24 protein-coding genes are annotated in these 22,531 nt (G+C 35.7%); 1 reads left to right on the forward strand and 23 read right to left on the reverse strand.

Going from position 1 to position 22,531, the window contains the following annotated elements; genetic code table 11:
* Window position 1: 1 nt before the first annotated feature.
* The 7 genes from LI112_RS13670 to LI112_RS13700 all read right to left on the reverse strand — a co-directional run bounded on the left by LI112_RS13670 (window position 2) and on the right by LI112_RS13700 (window position 5,537).
* A complete protein-coding gene (locus tag LI112_RS13670) occupies window positions 2-658 on the reverse strand; it encodes a recombinase family protein (protein WP_005340281.1) in 657 nt (218 codons plus the stop codon).
* Between the two features lie 222 nt (window positions 659-880).
* Window positions 881-1,282: a winged helix-turn-helix domain-containing protein gene (locus tag LI112_RS13675; protein WP_025579072.1), complete on the reverse strand. Its 402-nt coding sequence runs from the start codon at window positions 1,280-1,282 to the stop codon at window positions 881-883.
* A 55-nt stretch (window positions 1,283-1,337) separates the two neighbouring features.
* Window positions 1,338-2,357: an alpha/beta fold hydrolase gene (locus LI112_RS13680; protein WP_117942295.1), complete on the reverse strand. Its 1,020-nt coding sequence runs from the start codon at window positions 2,355-2,357 to the stop codon at window positions 1,338-1,340.
* An 18-nt stretch (window positions 2,358-2,375) separates the two neighbouring features.
* On the reverse strand, window positions 2,376-3,566 hold the full coding sequence (gene metK / locus LI112_RS13685; RefSeq protein WP_117942294.1) for a methionine adenosyltransferase: 1,191 nt from the start codon (window positions 3,564-3,566) through the stop codon (window positions 2,376-2,378).
* 134 nt (window positions 3,567-3,700) lie between these two features.
* Entirely contained in the window at window positions 3,701-4,474 is a 774-nt protein-coding gene (locus LI112_RS13690; protein WP_118064336.1) for a response regulator, read from the reverse strand.
* Between the two features lie 220 nt (window positions 4,475-4,694).
* A complete protein-coding gene (locus LI112_RS13695; protein ID WP_117942292.1) occupies window positions 4,695-5,108 on the reverse strand; it encodes a hypothetical protein in 414 nt (137 codons plus the stop codon).
* Window positions 5,109-5,180: 72 nt separating this feature from the next.
* A complete protein-coding gene (locus LI112_RS13700; protein ID WP_227190897.1) occupies window positions 5,181-5,537 on the reverse strand; it encodes a helix-turn-helix domain-containing protein in 357 nt (118 codons plus the stop codon).
* Between the two features lie 212 nt (window positions 5,538-5,749).
* Between LI112_RS13700 and LI112_RS13705 the strand changes: the two genes are divergently transcribed.
* Window positions 5,750-6,424, forward strand: a complete 675-nt coding sequence (locus tag LI112_RS13705) for a winged helix-turn-helix domain-containing protein (RefSeq protein WP_161209528.1) — start codon at window positions 5,750-5,752, stop codon at window positions 6,422-6,424.
* 135 nt (window positions 6,425-6,559) lie between these two features.
* Here the strand turns inward: LI112_RS13705 and LI112_RS13710 are convergent, their stop codons facing one another.
* The 16 genes from LI112_RS13710 to LI112_RS13775 all read right to left on the reverse strand — a co-directional run bounded on the left by LI112_RS13710 (window position 6,560) and on the right by LI112_RS13775 (window position 22,466).
* A complete protein-coding gene (locus tag LI112_RS13710; RefSeq protein ID WP_117942289.1) occupies window positions 6,560-8,134 on the reverse strand; it encodes an IS1182 family transposase in 1,575 nt (524 codons plus the stop codon).
* 106 nt (window positions 8,135-8,240) lie between these two features.
* Window positions 8,241-8,381 (reverse strand): hypothetical protein, encoded by a 141-nt coding sequence (locus tag LI112_RS13715; RefSeq protein ID WP_173903473.1) that lies wholly within the window; start codon window positions 8,379-8,381, stop codon window positions 8,241-8,243.
* A gap of 244 nt (window positions 8,382-8,625) precedes the next feature.
* On the reverse strand, window positions 8,626-8,757 hold the full coding sequence (locus LI112_RS18200) for a hypothetical protein (RefSeq protein WP_255647044.1): 132 nt from the start codon (window positions 8,755-8,757) through the stop codon (window positions 8,626-8,628).
* 57 nt (window positions 8,758-8,814) lie between these two features.
* On the reverse strand, window positions 8,815-8,955 hold the full coding sequence (locus tag LI112_RS13720; protein ID WP_171026670.1) for a hypothetical protein: 141 nt from the start codon (window positions 8,953-8,955) through the stop codon (window positions 8,815-8,817).
* Window positions 8,956-9,322: 367 nt separating this feature from the next.
* The gene (locus LI112_RS13725) at window positions 9,323-11,707 is read right to left on the reverse strand and encodes an ABC transporter permease (protein WP_117942288.1); all 2,385 of its coding nucleotides are present in this window, start codon (window positions 11,705-11,707) and stop codon (window positions 9,323-9,325) included.
* A gap of 14 nt (window positions 11,708-11,721) precedes the next feature.
* Window positions 11,722-12,387 (reverse strand): ABC transporter ATP-binding protein, encoded by a 666-nt coding sequence (locus LI112_RS13730; protein WP_117942287.1) that lies wholly within the window; start codon window positions 12,385-12,387, stop codon window positions 11,722-11,724.
* Window positions 12,388-12,501: 114 nt separating this feature from the next.
* On the reverse strand, window positions 12,502-12,627 hold the full coding sequence (locus LI112_RS18205; protein ID WP_255647045.1) for a hypothetical protein: 126 nt from the start codon (window positions 12,625-12,627) through the stop codon (window positions 12,502-12,504).
* 106 nt (window positions 12,628-12,733) lie between these two features.
* Window positions 12,734-14,002, reverse strand: coding sequence for a radical SAM protein (locus LI112_RS13735; protein WP_227164643.1), 1,269 nt, complete (start codon window positions 14,000-14,002; stop codon window positions 12,734-12,736).
* Window positions 13,992-15,098, reverse strand: a complete 1,107-nt coding sequence (locus LI112_RS13740; protein ID WP_117942285.1) for a radical SAM protein — start codon at window positions 15,096-15,098, stop codon at window positions 13,992-13,994. Before LI112_RS13740 ends, LI112_RS13735 begins: the two co-directional genes overlap by 11 nt.
* Window positions 15,099-15,109: 11 nt before the next feature.
* The gene (locus tag LI112_RS13745) at window positions 15,110-16,111 is read right to left on the reverse strand and encodes a S8 family serine peptidase (protein WP_117942284.1); all 1,002 of its coding nucleotides are present in this window, start codon (window positions 16,109-16,111) and stop codon (window positions 15,110-15,112) included.
* 11 nt (window positions 16,112-16,122) lie between these two features.
* Window positions 16,123-17,790 carry an ABC transporter ATP-binding protein gene (locus LI112_RS13750; protein WP_117942283.1) on the reverse strand — a complete coding sequence of 556 codons (1,668 nt, stop codon included), beginning with the start codon at window positions 17,788-17,790 and terminating at the stop codon, window positions 16,123-16,125.
* Window positions 17,780-18,943, reverse strand: coding sequence for a radical SAM protein (locus tag LI112_RS13755; protein ID WP_117942282.1), 1,164 nt, complete (start codon window positions 18,941-18,943; stop codon window positions 17,780-17,782). Before LI112_RS13755 ends, LI112_RS13750 begins: the two co-directional genes overlap by 11 nt.
* Window positions 18,944-19,094: 151 nt before the next feature.
* A complete protein-coding gene (locus tag LI112_RS13760) occupies window positions 19,095-19,937 on the reverse strand; it encodes a zinc dependent phospholipase C family protein (protein ID WP_227190898.1) in 843 nt (280 codons plus the stop codon).
* 139 nt (window positions 19,938-20,076) lie between these two features.
* Window positions 20,077-21,414, reverse strand: coding sequence for a sensor histidine kinase (locus tag LI112_RS13765; protein WP_227190899.1), 1,338 nt, complete (start codon window positions 21,412-21,414; stop codon window positions 20,077-20,079).
* A 1-nt stretch (window position 21,415) separates the two neighbouring features.
* On the reverse strand, window positions 21,416-22,126 hold the full coding sequence (locus LI112_RS13770; RefSeq protein ID WP_117942280.1) for a LytTR family DNA-binding domain-containing protein: 711 nt from the start codon (window positions 22,124-22,126) through the stop codon (window positions 21,416-21,418).
* Window positions 22,104-22,466 carry a helix-turn-helix domain-containing protein gene (locus LI112_RS13775; protein ID WP_117942279.1) on the reverse strand — a complete coding sequence of 121 codons (363 nt, stop codon included), beginning with the start codon at window positions 22,464-22,466 and terminating at the stop codon, window positions 22,104-22,106. The genes LI112_RS13770 and LI112_RS13775 overlap by 23 nt, the downstream gene beginning before the upstream one ends.
* Window positions 22,467-22,531: the final 65 nt, after the last annotated feature.

Below are 22,531 nucleotides of genomic sequence, written 5' to 3' on the forward strand. Positions count from 1 at the left end.
TCTATACAGATTGAAGAAATTCCGGAAAAATTTCATAAAAGTTTTTCCGATACCGATAATAGGTAGAAGAAGTTAACCCCAACTCCCGCTGCAGTTGTGTCGGTGTTACCTTCTTTTGTACCACCCTCATAAATTCCTGGTTAAACTTTTCCTGTTCTATAGCCCGTGGTCTTCCTACTTCATCCCATTCACCCCGAAGCCTTTTTGCCTCCATACCTTCCTTTTGTCGCTTCTCCTTTTTCTCCATCTCTGCCTGTGCCATGGATGCATAGAGTTCAATCATCATATTATTGATTGTTTCTATCATCATCTTTGCCAGATTATTTTCCATCTGAGACAGGTCAAACAACGTGGTAGGAAGTTCCAATACCATTACCCGAACCCCTTTTTCTTCTAAAAAACGTAGCTGCTTTAAAATCTCCTGCTTGTTCCTGCCAAGTCTGTCCAGCTCTGTAATAATCAGGGTATCCCCTACCCGTAAAACATCTTCCACAAGAACGGTATAACGTGGTCTGTCAAAATTTTTACCGGTTATCTTATCTGTAAAAATACTTTCCAGTTTAATTTTCTGATTTTCACAGAACCTCTTTATTTCTATAATACCTCGGTCCAAGTGTTGTTCCTTAGTACTGATTCTGTGATACCCATAATATGCCATACGTATCCCCCTTTATACATTCCCAAAAAGTCTTAAAATATTTTGGCATATCTCAAAACTTTCTTATATACTTTTTGGAAATAAAAAAATAGCCTATTACATCTCCCATCAAAAAGCATACTTTTTGGTAGGTGACTTTCACTACTTCTGTACGCAAGATGGCATAAAAAAGCAACAAAAAAAGACAGAGGTTTTAAAAAATTTCCTCTGTCTTCAGATCAACTATTCTGGAAAGATGTCCATCTTTTTTCCTTCAAACTTATATCCTACACCTCTCACTGTTTTAATATAGCGGCACTGCTTTAGCTCCGGTTCAATTTTCTTTCTCATACTGGATACCAGACAGTACACAATATTATCAATGCTTTCCGGCAATTCCTCGTTATAAAGAATCTCAAAAATTTTTTCTTTGGTAAATATCACACCTGGTCTCCCTGACAAAAGCATAAACAATTCATACTCTGCTTTCGTTAAGACGATCTCCGTCTGTCCTCTATAAATCTTATGATAATCCGGATAAATCCTAAAATCGGAATTTTCTTCATCCTCTCCCCGGATGTTTTTTATATTTTCCACTACATATTCTTTGTATCCCAATACAGTTGAAATAGTTACTTTCCCCAAGCTACACTTCCCTTCTGTTTTCTCTTATTTAGAAATCTCATCACACAGATTCCTTTTAAAAATGATTCTCTATTCTCCATTCATCGATAAGCTGTACAACCTGCGTTAAATTGGTATACCAGATATAATGTCCTCCATTTACAATATATAACTGGTGATTACCAGATTCTAAATCCAATTGATTTCTATGAGCAGTCTCCCATGCCGGAACATTTTGTACATTCTCTGAAGAAATCATGGTTAATACAGGAAGTGCCGATGGGAATTTTTTATTCTTTATAGAGAGTAATGATTGATCCATCCCGTTCACTTCATTTCTAATCGTATCGTTGCTGCTTAAAGAATATGCCTGAATGTATTCCTCCCTATCACTCTCCGTATAAGTGTACCCGGAAACCTGTGGTAATGCTGCCCCATATTTATCTGGATCTGTTTTCAGTGCCATCTGGAATTCTTCCAAAGAAGAAAAAGAATTCTTGATTTTCTGAAATTCATCAATTCCCTGCAGCATATATTTCTTTTCCATTTCCATAGCCTCTGCCAGTTCTTCATCATATACCGTATTATCAACAGCAATGAAACCTTTTACTTTTTCGGGATAATTCTGTACAAAGTTGAGTCCATATACTCCAGAAATCGAATGTACCAGCAATACACACTGCTTAATTCCCATGGTGTCCAGTGCAGCATTCAATTCACTATTGATATTATCTACAGTTCGATCCATTGCTGCAACATCACTAAGCCCATATCCAAACGGCTCTACAATCACTATGTTAAAACTCTCATCTAAAGATTGTGCCAGAGGTTTGAAGTAGATATGCGGTGATGGAACTCCCAGAGCCGGCATCATCACCAATGTGGTTTTTCCTTCATCTGCAAATGTTTCTCCACTTGCATCCAATTTTCCATACAAAGCAAGATGCATATTATTTCCTTTCACTGTGATATATTTACTCGCATATCCAACTTGTGTTGCTCCCATAGCATATACCATATTAGAATTTCCTACCAGAAATGTAAACAGCATCGCAATCGTCACAATTCTTGAGATTCGCTTTTTGTATCTTCCCATACGTTTCCTCCTAATAAATTATTTCAAATATTTTTTCAGTTCTTCTACCTTATCTAATCTTTCCCATGGAAGGTTGAGATCGTTTCTTCCAAAATGTCCATAGGCTGCCGTCTGTTTATAGATCGGACGGCGGAGATCCAACATCTGAATGATTCCTGCTGGTCGCAGATCGAATTCTCTTCTTATCATCTCTACCAGACTCTCATCTGAAATTTTCCCACTTCCAAAGGTGTCTACCATAATAGAGGTCGGATGAGCCACCCCAATTGCGTAAGACAACTGAATTTCACATTTATTTGCCAGACCTGCAGCCACAATATTCTTCGCAACATAACGAGCAGCATAAGATGCAGAACGATCTACTTTCGTACAGTCTTTTCCAGAAAAAGCTCCGCCGCCATGCCGTGCCATACCACCATAGGTATCTACAATAATCTTGCGTCCTGTTACACCACTATCGCCGTGAGGACCGCCTATGACAAAACGCCCTGTTGGATTGATGAAAAATTTTGTATTCTCATCTACCAGTTCTGTTGGAATAATCGGTTCCAATACATATTTTTTTATATCAGCGTGGATCTGCTCCTGTGTCACATCTGGATCATGCTGTGTTGACAGAACCACTGCATCCAGCCGGTGCGGAATACCTGCTTCATCATATTCTACAGTAACCTGACTCTTACCGTCCGGTCTTAAATAATTCAACAAACCATCTTTACGGACCTGAGTAAGCTGCCGAGTCAATTTGTGTGCCAGTGAAATTGGATATGGCATAAATTCATTCGTTTCGTCACATGCGTAACCAAACATCATACCCTGATCCCCAGCACCAATTGCATCAAGCTCTTCTTCTGACATTTTGTGTTCTTTTGCTTCCAATGCCTTATTCACGCCCAAAGCAATATCTGCTGACTGCTCATCAATTGCCGTTAAAACAGCACAGGTATGTGCATCAAATCCATAATCTCCATTGTCATAACCAATTTCTTTGATTGTTTCTCTTACCACCTGCTGCATATCTATATACGCATTGGTCGTGATTTCTCCCATCACTAATACCATACCCGTTGTAATTGCAGTCTCACAGGCCACTCTGCTCATCGGATCCTTCTCCATAAGAGCATCCAATATGGCGTCTGATATGGCATCACACATTTTGTCCGGATGCCCTTCTGTTACTGATTCTGAGGTAAATAATCTTTTCTCCATAGTAAATTCTCCTTTGTATCAATATTTCATATTTGTCAATAACATAAAATATCTTTACTATGATTACTATATTTTTTGTCTACATTGTACTTTTTTCTGTCCGGTTGGTTTTGCCTTCAAATCAAATAACTTTTCTATTCTTCTACGAAATAACATATCCGTCTGATTAATTCTGGAATATTAACAGGACTGGTTATATAATCGCTTACACCTTCATGGCGATATTGATATTCTAAAGATAAATCTTTATTATCAGTGAATATAAAAAACGGCAACTCTCTGAATATTGGCTCCTTCGTGTTTTGATATATTCCAGCAAGCTTTTTCATAGAATGAAAAAAATCCATAGCAATTCCATCTTGTAAAAACAAATCACACAGAATCAATTCAATATCTTGATATTCTAATAGTTTATCCTCTGCTTCCCATATAGTTTCTACCATAATCATATATATCCCTTTTTTAAGAAGCTCTGTTTGTATAATAGACGTGATTTCCGAATTCTTTTTTACAAGAAGTATCTTATGAAAAGTAGCTCCCTCTCCATTGGATTCTTTATAAGCATATTCCAATAATGTTTCCTTCACTAAATCGAATTGTAATTTATTCATACATATCTTAGCTCCCTTTTCCAATGCTTCTTTCTCATAATATTTTTTGTCATAGCATGTAAAGAAAAGGAATGGAATTTTGTATGTTTTCTCCCTCAAGTATTCTAGCAGCTCCATTCCACTCCCATCTGACAATTTCAAATCCGAGCCTATAATGAGTATTTGTTCCTTTTCTATAAGCTCTTTTCCTTGTGATACTGTAAATGCAACTAATACATGATATCCTTTTCGCTGTAGAAAGTTTTTTATATGCCAAATGTAATTACTATCGTCCTCTATTAACAATATCTTTTTCATTTCTTATCTCCATTAAAAAATAATAGCAATGAGAAGTTACCTCTATTTTATTTGTATCTAAGGCACCATACCAATTTCATCATAAACCACTTTAAGCAAGTACGGTATATCTAATGTATATTTTGATTTTTTCTTTGCCTATTTTAATCTTATATATTTTTAGCATACATCATTCTCCCCATAAAAAAAGCAGTGTCATCCACTGCCTTTTCTCCATCACTTAATCTGTTATTTCCACAAATGAGTATCTTTCTTCTTTCTTTTGCACAATTGCAGAACCCGTTTGTTCTTGTATCGTTTTTAACAATTCTTCTACATATTTTTGAGCTTCATGCACTTCAATATTCATGGCGTATGCAATTTCTCTAATTGAAAAACTCAACTCTGAATCGCTCATCAACAGTTGTAAAATCTCCCATTGCATATCAGTAATTACAATTTCTGCACCATCATAAATCATCCTTTTCTTGTCAAATTCAATATCCCATTTTCCGAAATGAATTCTTTCTTCTTCTAATATATTTTGCATATCTAATCGCATAACTACAAAAGACACTTCCGGCCAACATTTCTTTAATAATTCCTCTGCTTTTTTTCTTTCCTCACAATTCTTAAAGTATAATAATTCTCCCATCCTCTATCTCCTCATATCATTTATCATTATACTTTAAGTTTACATCCGAATTATTGCAGAAATCTTATTAAATTATTCCTTTAGCCTTTTTTCTACGATACTATCTTCATTGTATTTGTGTAACTGACCGCCCAATAAACGCTTTCCTATAATAATCCAAGTATCTCTATTGTACTGATCCATATCCCTATACAATTCCATAATTTCTCTTTTATTATCCTGCTCTCTCTGCTGTTCCTCTTCATTTTTTCTCAATATATAATTAACTGGGACCTTAAAGAATTTGGATAATGCAAGCAACATATCACCAGAAATATTCTCGTCTACATTTTCATACTTACTAATTGTCTGCTGACTGACTCCTATTTCTTCCCCTAATCTCGTCTGAGTCAGGCCTAATTTTTTTCTTAATTCAGATATTCGATTCACAAGCGTACACCTCCCGATACACTCATTTTACACTTAAATACACCTGTGTTTTACTTCTTTTAAGAGTATTACTACTATGTATCGCGGTATATCGTAGTATTACTATCATCATTTCCTTACATCTATACCGAAAAAAAGTCAATCTATACAAACAATATTACAATTTCTTTTCTTTTAAATATACTAGTGCTTATAGGGGAGGAGAAATGCTTATGAAAAAACTATTATTGATTGGCAACCCGTCCGTCTTGGGGAAAAATCTGGAGAATATCTTAAAGCAAAATTATGATACCGATTTTATTTCCACCGTACCAAAACAAATCGGCAGCATACCATTTAACTCTTATAATGCTTTGCTCTTGGATTTCACACTTTTACATAACTACAGTCTTACCATAAGTAAAACTGCAAAACAATGCTATCCAAACATCATTGTTCTGTTTTTATGCCCTACCAATATTCCAGAACAAATTATTTTGGATTTGTATGAATCCGGTGCTGATGACCATTTATATATTTCTCTTTCATCACCAGCACTTTTGCTGAAAAAATTGGATATCTTATTTACCAACTATCATCTAGCCACAAAGTATGAAGACAGCCACATAACTTTAAATTTTGACTCCTTGACCGCAGTGATTGAAGGTACTGCTACTTCTTTTACTCCATTGGAATTTAAACTACTCAAACTGCTTTCTTTAAATCCAAACACCGTTTTAACCAGACAATATCTTTTATATTCTCTATGGGATCGAAATGGAAATTACGTAGAAGAAACTTCTCTGAATAGTATGATCTGCCGTATACGGCATAGAATTGATACCGAAAATCATCATTATATTAAGACAATATATGGAATTGGATATATGTGGACTTTTCCATCTTAAAATAAATTGGGGATGTGAAAAAACTCGATTGAGTTTTTTCGCATCCCTCTTTTTGCTTTTGTTGTGTATAAATTGCTAGAATCCTACGCTGAAAAGGCACACTCCCCCTACCCCATAGAGATTCTCTTTTTGAATCTATGCGGCAGTTCTATTTCTCATCTTTTTGTTCTGATATTTGTATAGATTATGTCCTATTGCCACAAGTAAAACTTCTAGTTTAACCGAATTAATACCTCTTCGGACAATTCTCTTGTACCAACGGTCATTTTTCATGATTCCGAAAGTGCCTTCTGCTTGTATCGAACGGTTCATTCGTAACAGCGCACCATGAATACTTTCTAAGTTTTCGATTACTTCCTGATGCATTGCAGTGAGTTCCTGATTGATCCGAACAGTTCGATTTTTAGCTGTTTTCTTACATTTCTCTGCATATGGACATCCACTGCAATCTTCACATTCATACAGTTCTTCCTTGCGTCCGTATTGATTTCCCCTCACACTTCTTCTGTATAAAAGATGAAATGCTTTATCGTTAGGACATCTCATGACACCTTGTTCATCAATTCTAAAATTAACTGCACGAAAGGGATCTTCATGATACTTTCGTTCCTTGGTTTCCTTTTTAAACATTGGAAACTTCATATACTTTTCCATTCCGTTCTGTTCGCAAAAAATATAGTTGTTATATGATCCGTAGCCAGCATCTGCCACAGGATACTTGGGATAGAAGCCATACGTTTGTTTGAAGTGCTTCATCAAAGGAATGAAACAGTCCATATCGGAACGATAATGGTTCACGTCAACAACTGCGATATATTCATCTGCTACACCAATCTGTACATTGTATGCCGGCAGAAGCTGATCATTGCCCATGTAATCCGTTTTAATGCGCATAAAGGTAGCTGATTTATCTGTTTTAGAATAGCTGTTACGATCAGGACCGCAAATGTCAATTCTTTCTATATATTCCTGAAGTTTCTGACAGAAACCAGTCAAATGTTCATAATGACGCTGCTCTTTGGATTTTCTCTTTCCGCTTCCGTAAACAAAGGTACTGATATCTAGATCCCATAAAAGCTTTAGCTGATCAATGATTTCATTCAGATAATCTGGTACATACTCAGAATTCGTTGAAATCTGTACTCCACTCCATGCGATTTCTTTGTTGATTTCCTCAATCTCCCCAGTGATTTTTTCATAAAGCTTGTAACGGAACTTTTCGGTAGCCTTCTTCCAAACCCAGGTATATTTGTTGGCGTTTGCTTCAAACTTGGAACCATCGATGTAGATATGTTGCAAATCCACATGCTCCTCGTTGAAGATCGCTTGATTGATATCGTTAAAAATGTTTTCAATCTTATCCTGAAGGACTTCGTTGATGAAATATCCAAAGGTTCGGTATGATGGAGTCTGGTGATCCATGAGATACATGAATCTGATATTGACTTTGCAGTTATCTTCCAGTTCTCTCAGGGAGCAGTAGCTGCTGATCATAAATCCGAAAAGTACTGTTTTTAACATGTTGACCGGATTATATCTGAGCCGTCCAGTTGTGTACTCCGGAATATCTGTCAGATACTTATTTAAATCGATTCCTCCCATCAATCTGTCAAATGTTAAAACAGGATCCAGCATATCCAAACAATCTGAAAGAAACAGTGGTAAATATCCTTGTTTTGGATTATTATAATTTATAGTTGAAATTTTCATCGCAAGTTAATTTTAACATAAAAGAGGACCTTTCGTTCATTTTGAACGAAAGGTCCTCTTTTTCCGTAGAGACTGTTATTTCACAGCCCCTGTTAACATTTCGACATTACTGTACACAAGTAAGCAAACAATCCATTGTCATAATGCAGTCATGCATGCATCTATATCTCGTATTTCCACAGTCTACAGTATACACATTAATTTCCTCCACAGTCAGTTCTGCTGGATTCGTTCTTTTTTCTTCCATTCATAACACCTCTCGTACTTTTATACATATAATACTTGTTCCTAATCATTTTCGTCACATATCTTGCTTATTTTATTATTTTTCCTAGTTGGATACCACTTTCTTATTTTTCATCTTTTCTTCTAAAATTAAGGAGACTATTGACTATGCACGGAATAGTCTCCTTATCTTCACTATTAACTATGTTATGCCATATTTTATCTTGCCGTAGTATTTAAGGTGATTTCTATTCTCACCTACAACATTAATACTCTTCTGAAATCCATGGTGAATTAATTGGACAATCATTCATACAATGAACCTTAATATCACCACAATCCTTGATATATACATTTACTTCTTCAGTTGTAAGTTCTTTTGTTTTACGTTCTTCCATGGTTATACCTCCCTAACAAATTTAATTTTACTCCAAACTCTGCGACTGTAAAAATTTTTAATGATCTTCAGTCATCCACGGCGTTGAAAACGGACAATCAGTAACACATTTTAACTGTACTTTTCCGCATCCATAGTCTATGTCACCGTAAACATTAACTTCTTCTTCAGACAAGTTATTTACATTGTTTTCTGTCATAAATAAGCCTCCTCTCTAGGCAAAACATAATTAATAACTACATTGAACGCAAATTTCTTTGCTATCCTTTGTTTGTCTATCGTATCGCACTTATATATTTATTTCCATATTTCTTGTATAAATCGCACTTTTTATTTACTAATTGGACATTGCCTTTCAATATCCCTTATTCTTCTACTACCACCTGTTCAATTAATGTTTTTTAGATTATGTATCCTGAATATTAAAATTCCAATAAATATCCGAGGTGGCTTTAATTTCAACAGAAAAACAGACTGAATTATCACAACGCTCAGACATTTCAAAAATTTCTTTGAGAAATGGCGAAAAAAAGCGGGGTAGCACACGCCGCCCCGCCGATCCTATCTCATTCCATCGTCCTGATTTGCTCAACAAGAGATTGCTTTTTCAAATTTCCAATTGTGTAAGAAATCAAGATAAACTGCACCACCAATAGAATAGCCAAATATATCAATACGATTAGCCACGGAAATGAATAATAAAAGTATGGATTCATCGTTTTCACAACTACCTGTACGGACAGAAAACCCAGTCCAATTCCCAAAACCAATGTTACAAGCGTAGCAAAAACTGAATAAATCACCCCCTCATAACACAGCATTTTGATAAGTTGCTTTTTACTCAAACCAATCGCTTGTAACATTCCAATTTCCTGTCTCCGGGACAGGAAATTGGTGATTGTCGTATTGACAAGGTTGATTAAAGAAAAGCACACAACAATAACAGCCACTATCAACAACACCCCAAAAGAAAGTTGTTGAAGTCCACTATAATAAGTGATACTTTCTTTTATGGTTTCCATAACCAAATCGCTATTTCTGTCTATCAGTTGATTTAATGCAGCTTCAACCATATCGAATTTTTCCGTGTCCGTAATTACGGAAATAGTACCTGTACAATCTATCCCGGTCGCTTCATTCATAAGCTGCTCTGGAAGCGTAAAGCATTTTGAAAAGCCAGAATACGAATATTCTTTCACAATGCCCATGACTGTATAGGTTTTTGTACGAATTTGGCCAGATTCGGTTTTATAGTTCACTTCGACGGTATCACCCAATGCAGCCTCAATATCATAGAGATCGGCACGCTCTTGAAGCAAGACAATTCCATTGCCTGCCACCAGTTCATCATAATCAATCGTGCCTGCAATTCGTTCTTTCTCCAAATTCTGCTGCTCATCCCGACAAAAGCCCTGAATCCAATTTCCAGAATTACCATTTACACGATATTCTGCGTCCGTGTAATACCAGCGTTTGATTCCCGTAACGCCGTCAATAGATTCTACTGCATTTACAAAATCGGCATTTAGAAAATTCTTTTGCTGTAATCCAGACAAAGAAATATCGGCGGTGTCCCACGATTGATTTGCGTTGAGCTGGATGTTAAATTCACCGACAGGGAAAGCCCTGCCTCGTGCTTCTGCAACGCCATCATAGGAAGCTAACATTGTCGAAATCAATACAACCAATACTCCGCCGAGTGAGAGAGAAAATATTGTTAAAGTAGACTTTGCCTTTTGTCTGGACAGATTCATTTTAGCAAGTGAAGCAGGCGTTATTTTACGGTGCAGCACGGAACTTTCTTTCATTTTCCCCTGATAATTGGAATATCGCAATGCTTCCAGCGGAGATACTGCCGCAGCTTTTTTTACAGGAGTATGAATAGCAATCATCACAATAATAAATGCAAAAAGACCAACCCCCACCGTCACACATAAAGTAGTCAGCCAGTACCAACCGGCAGGAACCAGAAAGTACCCAATCACATTTCCAATAACCAGACCAATCGGGATAGCAATGGCAGCAAGTAATTTTCCCTCGCGGTAAACCATCTTTTTAATCTGTCGTTTTGTTGTTCCGATTGTGCGAAGCTGTCCATAGTTACGGATACTGCTTGCTACTGAAATATAAAAAATCGAATAGATCACAATGCCGGAACCAATGAAAGTTATAAAACCAATCAAGAAATAGAACAGCATATCACTTCCACTATTTTCGTCCTTTAAGTTGAAATAAGTAGAACGGACAATCACATTATCATCGGAAATTTTTAATTGCTGTGCCAGAGTGTTTGCATAGTTGGCGGCTTCTTCCTCGCTCATATTTTGAGCACCATTCAGCCCAATGTAATAATCAATCATGCCCTCGTCGCCATACTGTTGTCTTATTAATTCTTTCGATATAATAGCTGTATAGCGCCCAATATCGCCAGTTTTCACATCTAAGATTCCCGTCAATTTGAAATCATGGGTAGTGCCGTCAGAAAAGGGGATTTGAATTGTCTGTCCCAATTCATTTGAATAGCCCAAACTATCCAAAAAGGATTCCTGTACTACAATTTCATCCTCCGAAGCTGGTAAATCTCCCGAATAGGGCATACTTTGGGATGTTAGCATATCCGCATTTGCATAAGTAAAATTCACGGTTGAATGGTTTACCTGTTCAGAAAATGCGTTAAAAAATTCCCCAACCCACGCAATTTCTTCTTGCTTGTATAGTTCCTGTCCCTGTTGTTCAGAAATCGCATGATACATAATCTGTGCTGTTTTTTGGTTGCGGTTCTGCGTTTCCTGCATAACCCCAAAACCATAGAGAACAATAGCAGATAGCAATGCGCTTGCAAGTGCAATCGTCAAAACAATAAAGATATTTCTTTTTCGATTCGCCGATATACTTCGATTTGATATGCGCTTTACTATGGTGCTGCTATCATTCTTAAAAGGCCCTGTCATAACCTGTCACCTCCTTATTGCACAATCCTGCCGTCCTCAATGTGGATAATCCGATCTGCAAGGCGGGCAATGTCGTTGTTGTGGGTAATCATGACTACGGTCTGGTGGAACTCCGAACTTGTACGCTTGATTAACTCTAGCACCTCAGCACTGGTCTTGCTGTCAAGGTTGCCAGTCGGCTCATCGGCCAGCACAATAGCCGGTTTGCTAATCAGAGCACGTGCAATCGCCACACGCTGTTGCTGTCCGCCGGAAAGATTGTTCGGCATATTTTTCAGTTTATCTTCCAGCCCCAGCAGATGAACGATTTCGTCCAAAAACTTCTGATCCACCGTGTCCCCGTCCAGTTCCACTGGCAGGACAATATTCTCATACACATTCAGGATGGGAACGAGGTTATAGTTCTGGAAGATAAAGCCGATATTGCGGCGGCGGAAGATGGTAAGCTGTTCATCGTTCATTTTCGACAGCTCTTTGTCCCGAACAATCACGGTTCCGCTGGTTGGAGTGTCCAGCCCCCCCATCATGTGAAGCAGGGTGGACTTACCAGATCCAGAAGTTCCTACCACCGCTACAAACTCTCCCTCTTCTACTGAAAAATCGACCCCATCCAATGCACGGGTAACATTTGGTTCTTGACCGTAATATTTTTTTAATTTAATTGTCTCTAAAATCTTCATTCCATTTATATCCTTTCCTTCAAATAATATGTATTTTCATAATTTGTCTTTTAATTAAAGCCTTCTAATTTTTCAATCAGAAGGCTTTAGTTTCACTAATTTCCCATATAATAATCAAGATTCAATACTTAACCAAGCACTTCCGTCTATACAATCCTGTAGGCAAAATTCTTGTATCTTACCACATTCAGCAGTGTAAACATTAACTTCCTCTTCCTTTAGTTCATATCTTTCTTCCATAATGTTCACCTCCCACACATTGTTATATTTTCTTTCAGAATATTATTTTTAATAATTGTTTTCCATATTTTATGTTTATTTTGCACTTTTTTTACCTATGTGGATTTTACTCTTTTTTTTCTTGATTTATAATCTCTTTTACTTGTTCTAAATATTGTTTATAATGTTCCAATTGTTTTCTTTTATCTTCTTTGGCGTTGTAATAGAATAATACATATTTCAACATTGATTTTATAAAAATACAACGATAATCATATGGTTCATCAGAAGCTAAACACCTACCACCACATATATATCTATAGTCGCATTCTCTACAGATTTCCTTATAAGTTACACAAAATGTCTTCTTTATCTCTTCTGTATTCATCATTTCTTCCAACCTGACCAAAATCTTCTGAGGAGTATCTTTGATAATATTTCCCATTTTGAATTGGCATTTTTCCATACACTGGCACATATAAATATCCCCTTCAGGGTAAATTGCCATAACTTTTCCATATCCTCCACAAGAATCTCTTACCTGAATTCTCTGGTGGAAACCTCTAGCAATCTTTTTGTTCTCATACCCCTTCCCAAGCATATAATTTAATATTTTCAGATTCATATCGATACGTTCCGTATCTGTCAGTATTTCAGAATTATCCTTTGCCCGTCCTACCGGGGAAACAATATTGAAAAGAACATCTGTATCATATTTCGCAGCAATGTCAATCAATTTATACATATCAGCTTCATTCGTTTTTTCGTAAATGAAACTAAGCACTACCTTAATCCCTGCCTGCTGGCACATCTCTATGTGTTCAACTAACTGTTTCTCCTTTTCAGGTGTTCCGAACATGTGCATTGTACTAAAATCTATTTCATCTATATACCCTTTCAACTGTTCTGTTAATTCCAGAGTAAGGGCAAGACCATTACTCTGCAACGTGATTGGACAAGACAATCCATTTCTTAATGCTTTTGCAATTTCCACAATCTGAACTTTAATCAATGGTTCTCCACCTGTAATAATCATTTTATGTGGTTTGTTTTCCTGAAAGAATGGAATCACCTTATTCTGTATATCCTCTAGCTTAAATTCATTTTCTGGATGCAATTTGTCGTTTGCACTGATTGCACAAAATTCACAATTCATATTACATTTTCTAGTTACCATCAAATATACAGTATTGATTTTCTCATGATTATTTTCTATTTTTTTTATAAATTCAGTTTGCTGCTTCCATACAGGATATAGCTTTTCCTGGAACTCTGGTTTATCCAAATTATCTGCAAATCTTTTACTTACCCCCAGGCAGACTTTTCCTATCGGATCAATTAAAGCCACTTTTTCTCCTTCTGTAATCTTAATAAAATCATTCATTTTATTTTCCATGGCGAATATATCTCCTTTCATATTCTTCTTTCATATTATTTAGTTGCTTTTCGGATAAGTTTTCTTTTATCAAATTATACATCCATTTTGTCACTTTGCAGTTGACCTCTATTGGTCTATATACATCCTTATTAACTTCATAATTAGAAGTCTGGCATCCTCTTGTTTTACAATGATTTATGTATTCACATCCTTCACACATCGAATCGACCTTATCATTCAAATAAACAATTTCTCTAATTCTTGGTACATCTAATCCTGCCTTTACTGTACCAATTTTAAATTCTGGTAACTCGCTACAAGTATAAATCCCCCCATCGGTCGTTACATAACAAGTTGCCAACCCTGCTTTACAAGCATAAAACATACACGGAAATAAGTACGATTTTACATGCTGTTCCCATAAATTCCAAAAAAGCATTTGTCTAGTTTGAATAATATAATTCTTATATAAATAAAATACCTGTTCCAATTGTTCTTTCAAACCATGCAAGTCATTTTCATTCCACATGCAATAATGGTCAATTCCTGATTCTAGTTTTCTTATACCTAAGTCAAGCAAGAATTGGAAACTCTCTGCATAATATTGATAGTTATTACTTGTTACGACACTGGCTATAGAAATCTGATTTCCTGTAGCCTGTTCATATTTTCTCAATAATGGAAGGTTCTTCATAATTTTTTCAAAACTTCCATTTCCTGCATAATCTCTCCTATTCAAATTCTGGACATACTCAGGACCATCTAAACTCACTTTCACCTCAAATGTATTTTCCACAAAAAAGTCAATTATCTCATCTGTAACCAACGTTCCATTTATCGTAGTACTGAACTTGCATATTAAGTTTGTTTCCTGGCATTTTTTCTTCGTATAACCTACCGCATCTTTCATCAGATTAAATGCCATAAGAGGTTCCCCTCCAATAAAATAAACCATAAGGGTCCGATCATACTGCTTATTTGCTTCATGGACCGCAATATCGATTGCCTTTTGAGCCGTTTCTAAACTCATGTATGTATTTTTCTTTTCGCCCAGATAGCAGTAAGTACAATTCAAATTGCACTTATTTATTATCTCTAATGACAGTGTATACATTTTCTCGCCTCCTAAACTGTAAATTGGTCCAGATTTCTATTTGTTTTCTTCTGGAAATCCAATCTTTCCACCATATTAAATAAGGGATATCGCAAAACAATTTCTGTCTTCGGATGTTCCATGGCATATATCCTGATTCTATCTTTATACTCACATATTTCCTGATAATTGTTGTGATCAATAAATAGCACCGGATACTGCTCTGCTGTTTTTATATTTCTCAATTTTTCCATTCCACTTTCAAAAGTATCGCATCTCTCTGTTCTCGTAACTTCCCGTATGAAACGCTGCTCTAAAGGTTCTTCTATACGGTTCGTTAGAAAATAGCACTGTTTTTGCTTCAATGTATGATATGGATAATATCCATTTAAAGTGCTATGAACAAACTGTAAAATTGCCTGTTCATATTCATCCTCATAATTGCTTAGATACCCTGTTATTACAGCACACCCAAAGCTATTGCCCTGATAAAATTTAGGGATGCCCACATGATAAAGAGAAAAAAATTTAGAGGAAAAAATCACATCCGTTCCTGTACCATCATATTGGAGAACCTGTAAAGGATTCTCTATATCCAGGCATCTTACTCCCATTACAAAAGGGAAGGAAGCCGGATAGGTTGCTTCTACTTGCTGATTAGAGTATGCTGCCACAATCAAAATCCCCTTTTCTGTAGCTGCTCTACATACTTCCTCTATTTCTTTGTGATATTTGTACTCATCTCCTATACTCATATTAATTATGTCTACCTGTTCCTCTATCAGTAATTCAATACCTTCTATCATATCCAGAACCGTACTCTTTTTGTTCTTCCTTACAATAGGTACCAAAATAATTTCAGCTTCTGGGTTTTCCTTTAAAATAAAAGAACAGACATATTCCGCATGGGTAAATCCAAAGGCATCTTTAGTGTATTCCTGGTCTTTCCATTTGCAGTCTATTTTTACAATTTTCTTATCCTGAAAAAAAGGATTATCAAAGGATCCATTGGAATCCAACACACCTATCCTCACTTTTTACTCACCTACCTTATATGTAACTTCTCCAAATCCACAATAATATCTGCTTCTCGCAATTCTTCCAGATTGTGCGTAGAAAAAATAATAATTTTATCCCCTGATAGCTCATGTAATAATTGATAAAAACGTCCTCTTCGTTTTTCATCGATATTTGCAGTGGCTTCATCAAAAATCAGAATTTGTGAATTTTTCAAAATATTCCTCATAATATCCAAACGTCGCATTTGTCCCTCTGAGAAATTGCATGGTTCTAACTTTATCTCGGTATCCCATACCATTTCTAAAGTATGGATTTCATCATACAAATCCAAGCACTTTGCCACTGTATCCATTTCTTCCTCCGAAACAATATGTAGTAATCCCATATTCCGTCTTACCGTATCATTGAAGAACTGTGTACGCTGCATAACATATCCTGTATTTTTCCAATAGCTGTTAATATCTAATTCCTGCAAATCTGTGTTATTCACAACTACTTTTCCTTCTGTCGGTTGATACACACCTGTTATAATTTTGAACAGAGTGCTTTTGCCTTGTCCACTTTTTCCATGAACTCCGTAAAGAGTGCCTTTTTCGAACTTCAAATTGAGCCGGTCAAATACCTTCTTATTCGACTCTGTATAAGAAAAGCTCATCTCTTCTAAGGAAATGTTGTTAACTGTTGTTACTTTCTCTCCATCTCCTTGTTTCTGATCCGGATACTGAAGCAAACCATTGATATCCTTTAAGGAAACTACGGCTGTATGATACTCGTTAGCAAACTGTGCGATTCCAATAATAGGATTCATAATAATTGTCTGGTAATTCATCAAGGCCATAATGGTACCTATGGTCATATTTCCTTTAAATACTTCTTGTGCACCGACTACCCAAATTATGACTGTTCCCATAAACTGAATTACAAGTATCGTAGATGTATTCAATATGTACAACAAATTCTGACTGTTCGTCTCTTTTTTATATTTCTGATTTTTCTCAAAATACAGATCATGTACATATTGCCCACATTGAAAGAGTCTTGTAATAAACCAATTATCATAGGTGTTTGTCAGAACACTGGTAATACTGTTATATCCTTCCAGAACTTGACCACTGGTTTCCTGTATCAATTTCCCCAGGATTCTACTAATAAAAGGAACGCTGACAAGTAAGATAATATTGGATACGGCAATTCCCTTATGGATAGAAAACATATATGGAGGAACAACCACCAGGATAACCATATTGGAAACCAATGTGATAATACTTGTAATTCCACATTGTTTCACTGCTGAAACATCTTTATCTACTTTCAGCAAAATGTCACTTAGCTTTATCTTCTCAAAAAAATTCACGCTTACTGTTGATAATTTATCTTCTACCTTTTGTCGCATATCTGCAGCTATCTCCTCCGATATGACAGCCACAACATAACGCTGTACATAATTCATAAGGTAGTTCAGTAGCAACATTCCCAAGAACACAGCTAGAAGGAACATAAACGCAGATAAACTGGTACTATGCGGATTCCCCAAATCATCTATCACTTTTCCCTGCAGCTCCGGACGCACCAAAGAAACCCCCGCTGTTAACACAATTATCGCTATCGTTAAAATATAGGAAGGTAGTAGCTTTTTCCTAAAAGCATACTCTTTTAAAAATCCAAGGTATGGGCGACTTTGTTTACCTTTCATCACCTAACCTCTTGGCAATCTTCTCTCCGAACTCACTGAATTTTAAATCTTCCTCCTGGATATAGTCTATATACACTCCTAATTTTTCTCTAACTATTTCAATCGGCTGCTGTAAATAATATTCAAGAATCTGCACCATTGCCTTATAAAAGATATGTTCAAAAATACACTCTGCATCCGATGGTACATTAATCTTCCCTGTATTGATAAAATTCATATATCCGCATTTCATACCATGACAAAAATCTCGGATTGTGCATCCCTTGCACTTCGGATCGGTTTTATCAAAGTTCGACATTGCTATTAATTTTGCCTTTCTTATATCAACACCTTCCTTGATATTGCCTATACAATATTTTTCATTACTTGTAAGAAATCCGCATGGGTATATCTGACCGTTCGGAAAGATCTTGAAATTTCCAATTCCAGCATCGCACATGCCAAAGCAGTTTCCAAAGTTACACAACATATTAAACATTTTTCCATCAAATTGATCTATAGTAAAAACTCTGCCCGCTGCTGCCTCAGCCAAATAGTATTGCAAAATTTGTCCCACCTGTTTTTCAAATTCTGCCTTCAGTTCATCAGATATTTTTAAATATACATCCATAATCATACAGATGTTATCCAAGCCATGCTCATGCAGGTAACAGATGTTTTCGAACATATACGGAATGGTATTTTCTGTGACCGTCATTCTTACAGAAAAATTCAATCCACTATCCTTTACCTTCATGATATTCTCAAAAATTTTGTCATAGCAAGAAACTTCATCTTTCGCAACTCTGTTCAAATCATGGGTTTCCTTATTCCCATCAAAACTAAGGCGTACTGTAAAACGATTTTCTTTCATAAATGCAATGAACCGATCATCCATCAGGGAACAATTGGTAGTAATATAATACTTTACTTCCCTTTCCGGATAATTATCTTTGATATAGGCTACTGCCTGGTAAATTAACTCTTTCTTCAGCAAAGGCTCACCGCCCAAAAAATCAATCAAGACTTTCCCTCTATCCCCATAATTCATCATAAACTCCAAAGAGTCCACAAGTGTTTTTTCATTCAACTGATAATGGTTATGGTAGTCTTCATAACAATACTGGCATTTAAAATTACAATCTGTTGTCATATATAATGTGAAATTATACATATCTGTCTACTCCTTTCTTAAATATACTAAAAACAATTTTAATCAAATTCTCCTATTTCGCCATATATTTTGATTATTTTGCGTATTTTAGTGTCTAAATGGCATAAAAACAGGTCTTGATATTCTTAATACCAAGACCTGAAAAATCTTATTAATAGATTCCTACCTCTTTACCAAATTTATACATATATTGGGTTACCGTCTGTATGGCATGCTGAACAGATCGCCTGCCTGCACTATCATAGGTACTTTCATTTTGAGCATTCGCCGCAAGCCCTTTCGCATGCTTTGCTGCTGAATACATCAAGTCTCCCGTTGATGTATTTAATGCAGTTGTATATACGGAAGAATTAAACGAATTCCCTGCTATTGTGTAAGATTTACGGTTTTTATCTACATATTTTTCAAAAGCAGAATGATTGCTGTTTACTGCTGTTAGGTTCGATGCATGGTGTGGTTCATTTAAGTCTGACACATAATGTGTGCCTTTTCCTAAATTTGACATAGCCAATTGTACGTCCCCTGCACGATACGCATTTACTGCTTCCTGAAAATATGACTCTGCTCTTGTCCTAGCTGTCGGGGATGTTTGCCCCAACCAGTTTTTTCCAGAATCAGGATCATAAAAGTGTCCGGCAAAAGTTCCTGCATCCGTTTCATTTCCGAGTTTATCCGGCCAGTCAGTTGCTTCCATAAGAATAGATGAATTCAATTCGCCATTAAATGCACTATTGCCCTGATCATTACTCAGAATTTTAAGTGCATTTGCGACTATATACTGATGTGTGTGATCTACTCCACCGGACGAAAATCTTTCATCTGGATTTGCGCCATGCTCAATCGGAACCCCTTCTCCATAGAGGTCATCAGAACCATTTGCAATATCCTGCACTTTCGTTGGAAGTTCCGGCTGTTCCGCTGCCATAACTGGTATAGTTCCCAATAAGACCCCCACTGATACCATGGCAATAAATAGTTTCATTTTTTTTCGCATACTCATGCCTCCTCTTCTTTTTTTCTTTATTTTATATCCTACTTCAAGAAAAAACATAAAATTTGTTTAGTTTGTATTTTTTATGCCTTATCTGGACTAAAAAAATGGCACTTATTTTCCATAAGCACCATCTTTTCCACTATATTTCTATCGGAATAATCACAGAAACAGAAAACATATCATCTAAAACATTAAATGATACTTCTCCCCCATAATCCTTCACGACACTTTTAATATTTTTAACACCAAAACCGTGATTTTTCTTATCTTCTTTTGATGTTTCCATTGTTGTATTGTATCGCAAATAACATACTTGTGATTCTCTTAGGCTATTTTCGCATAAAATTGACAAGAAACCTTTTACTTTTTTAGCCTTTAGTTGTACCAAACACTCTACCGTAGGATTTTCTTCTTTCATTAACCGGCATTCTCTTAATGCATTATCTATTGTATTAGAAATTATGACGCATAAATCCTCGTTCCTTACCTGCTTAAACTCTGTAAAATCGACAAACGCCTTAAATTCAATTCCCTTTTCGATGGCCTCTAATCGTTTCGTATGAAGTAGATTATCAATAAATGTATTCCCTGATTTATAGTAGCTTTGATACTTATTTAGCTTACGCTCAATACCATTAATGTACTCTATTTTTTGATCTGGCTCTACATTTTCTTTCAAGCCTTCCAAATGGTTTTTTATATCATGAGAAAGTCTACGGATATTTTCCATATCTTTCGATTGCCTCATATAATAATCATACTGTAGACTCATCTCGCTTATTTGAAGTTTCTTTTCATTCTCGATTTTTTTTACATTTAAGTAGTTCTCCAAAATTACTATATTACAGACAGTTCCTAAAAGCATAACGATAGGTAATATTAATATCGTAATAACCGACCATACATTACCGATAATTACCTCTTTATCGTTATATAGGTTATCGATACATACCACCATAACTATAATGTTAAGAAATAGCGGGATAAGAATTGTAATCACATTAATGCTTGATAGGAACGGTGGAATTCTTTCTATAATTCTTTTTAATGCCAAACTTCCGGCAATAATAACACCTTCCGCAATTACCATCATACCCACTTGGTAGATTCCTGGCAATTCAGCTAATATCCTATCTCCACTATATGGATACAGAAAAATGCAGCTTAATAATTGCCCTAATAACGAAATGGATAAGTAAATGCAACCTATCAAAATACAATACTTCATATTACGCTGAAATAAAAAATGTCCTATAAACATAGCAATTATCACTATGGTAATATAATTATAAGCAATATGTATGGATACTCCATTTTCCATTACTCGCACCAAAAATATACTTCCAATACACAAAACATAGGAATACCAATTTTTCTTTCTGTAACTTTGACTGTTTTTTCTATCAATTAACAAATATGTAATCAACAAAATATTAATTATTGAAAAAATATTCTTTATAATACTCTGTCCATACACACTACACACTTCCTCCCCGTTCTGCCATTTTTTTCATTAGGTTTTGTTTTCTGGATCGTGTAATATAAATCTTATCTCCGGAATAAAGCGTGACGGTAAGATCATGTAATGATTCAATACAGTCAACATTTACAATGATACCATTATGACAGCGTACAAAATAGTATTTTTCCAAACGTTCTTCCAAATCTCTCATTTTAAAATATCCATCTTCCTGATTCCCGTTTCTTAAATGAAATAACACTTTTCGTTTTACCGTTTCAATGTATTCTATATCCGAAAGAAATAATTTAAAGTATCCTTTCTCATTTTTTACTGCTATGTATTTTTGTTCGTATGAATCCAGTTTTCTTAACGCTCTGTTCATTTCACAATTGATCTGTACCTGTGTAATCGGTTTTGTGATAAAATTCTGCACATCATATTTATATCCTACCCCCAAAAATTCATTGTGGGATGACACAAAAAGGATAATTGATTTTTCATCATGTCTGCGGATGATATCTACCAGTTCCATACCATCCATCGCAGGCATCTCTATATCCAAAAAGAAAATTTGGAATTCTTCTTTTAAAGATTCCATTAACTGCAATGGCTTTGTATATTTTTTTATTACAAAATCCTTACCGTTCTTCTCCGCATAAATTTTCAGCATTTTTTCAACTGTATCTACAAAATATTTTTCATCATCACATATCGCTATTTTTATCACTTATATCACCTATCTGCTTCTTCAGCATATTTTCCATCTGTGCTTCATTTAGTCTTCTTCCCATCAATAATAAAGTAGCTTTGTTTATCTCGTCTAACTTCTGAAAAACATCCCATAATTCTTCAATTTGACTCTTACACAAATCACTATTATCTCCATGTACTAAAATATCTATGGGAGTGTTAAATATGCTTGCCAGTTTCACCAGTAAACTACAGGGAATATTTTCAATATCTGCCTTTTCGATTCTGCTGATTGTCTGTTGACTTGTACCTAGTTTTTCACTTAACTCCTTCTGAGAAATCCCCAGTTCCTTTCTCTTTCTCCTGATTATATTCATTTCCACCACCACACCAATAGAATAAAACACTCACCGCATATCACTTTAGATGTTAGTATTTATAA

The organism is Blautia sp. 210820-DFI.6.14 (genome assembly GCF_020558815.1).
In the GTDB taxonomy this organism is placed as follows: Bacteria; Bacillota; Clostridia; order Lachnospirales; family Lachnospiraceae; genus Blautia_A; species Blautia_A obeum.